The following is a 1,732-nucleotide window of genomic DNA, read 5'->3' as shown; positions in this document are numbered from 1 at the left end:
AATGCCACCAATCGGACCCATCGCCCCGAGTCCTTGATTGAACTGCCAATCGACAGGAGCCACGAAGGAGGAGAAGAATGATGACACGAAGAGCGACGAGTTGAAGAACGAGGAATCGAAGCCCGAACTCTACAGCGTTCACGGCCAGATTACCAATATCGTGCAAGGCTATCCGAAATTTCCGGCTCTCTACAAAGGGCAGAACAGCTTTCCGGCGAACGGCCAGGCTCGTCTCGGATCGACCGCCAATCTCTTCCTCGGCGTTCACCTGTGGGAGGGGGCCGGCGCCTATCTCAATCCCGAGATCGACGTCGGATATGGCCTCGCCAATTCGGTCGGCGCGGCGTCCTATGTGAACGGCGCAGTCGCCAAGGTCGGACGAGCCGCGCCCTATATGCGCTTCCAGCGCTATTTTCTGCGCCAGATCATCGGTCTCGGCGGCGGCCGGGCGGACGACCCCGACACCGGCTCGTTCAGCGAGACACTCGAATCGACGCAGAACCAGCTCGCCGGCAAGGTCGATCGCGATCGACTCACCCTCACGGTCGGCAAGTTCGCGGTCGGCGATGTATTCGACGACAATGTCTACGCGCATGATCCGACCACCGGATTTCTGAACTTCGCGTTCAACTCGATGGGCACTTTCGACTATGCCGCCGACGCGTGGGGCTACACGCACGGCGTTGCGCTCGAGTGGAAGCAGGATTGGTGGACGGCGCGCGGCGGCCTGTTCCAGCTCTCGAGCATTCCCAACAGCGCCTATATCGAGCCGGTGCTCGGACGCCAGTTCATGAGCGTCGGCGAATTCGAGATGCGCTACGACCTCGCCGAGCAGCCGGGCGTGCTGAAATTTCTGATCTATGGCGACAATGGCTATCTCAATAAGGTCGACGAGGTGGTCGCTGTCTCTCTACTAACCGGCCAATTTCCGCCCGACATCACCAACAATACGCTGCGCAGGCGTCGTGTGAAGCTCGGCGGCCACATCAACCTGCAGCAGCAGATCGCGCCCAATGTCGGTTTCTTCCTGCGCGCCGGCATTTCGAACGGGCGCTTCGAGACCGTCGACTACACCGACATCGATCGCCAAGTGTCATTCGGATTGGTGGCGGCGGGCAAACTGTGGGATCGTCCGAAGGACGAGATCGGCGCGGCAATGGCGTTCAGCGGCCTCGCAGGTTCGCGCGTGCGCTATTTCGCGCTCGGCGGAACGAGCGTCTACATCGGCGACGGCGCGCTCTCCTACGGAGGCGAGAAGGCCATCGAATCCTATTACAAGCTCAATCTGATCGACGGCGTCGATTTGACCGTCGATTACCAGTTTATCGGCAATCCCGGCCATAATCTCGATCGCGGCCCGGTCAATGTATTCGGACTGCGTATGCACGCACAGTTTTAATCCGCCGGCTCCGCTTGTATGCGACGGCGCAATAGTCGGCGCCAATCAGCGGCGCTTGGTGCGTCCATGGTGTTGTTGCACGAGCTTGCATCGTAGATATCAGCTTACGTAGAGAACGATGATTTCGCGGTCGAAATGGCGGCCTTTGAAAAGATCCTCCATGCTCGGCATCGCCCTTTACCACCATCAATCCGATTGCACCTCGTTAGGGTATTTATGTCCCGCTCAGGCGTTTGCGCCAGAACCTTGCCGTCTGGGTCCTCCTTCGGCTCCGCAATTGTGCAGATACCGACGTAGAGTTCGCGTCGAGACGCCGAGTTCGGCGCAAATGTC

General features: G+C 59.4%; 1 protein-coding gene. It reads left to right on the top strand.

All coding sequences use genetic code 11. The features are described 5' to 3' along the window. Positions 1–37 precede the first annotated feature (37 nt). Positions 38–1,399 (top strand): carbohydrate porin, encoded by a 1,362-nt coding sequence (locus KP010_RS22425; protein ID WP_216281932.1) that lies wholly within the window; start codon positions 38–40, stop codon positions 1,397–1,399. Positions 1,400–1,732 lie beyond the last annotated feature (333 nt).

The organism is Methylosinus sp. KRF6 (assembly GCF_018887255.1).
GTDB classification, from domain to species: Bacteria; Pseudomonadota; Alphaproteobacteria; order Rhizobiales; family Beijerinckiaceae; genus Methylosinus; species Methylosinus sporium.
The sequence above is the reverse complement of the archived record's forward strand: the minus strand, read 5'-3'. Positions and strand labels throughout refer to the sequence as shown.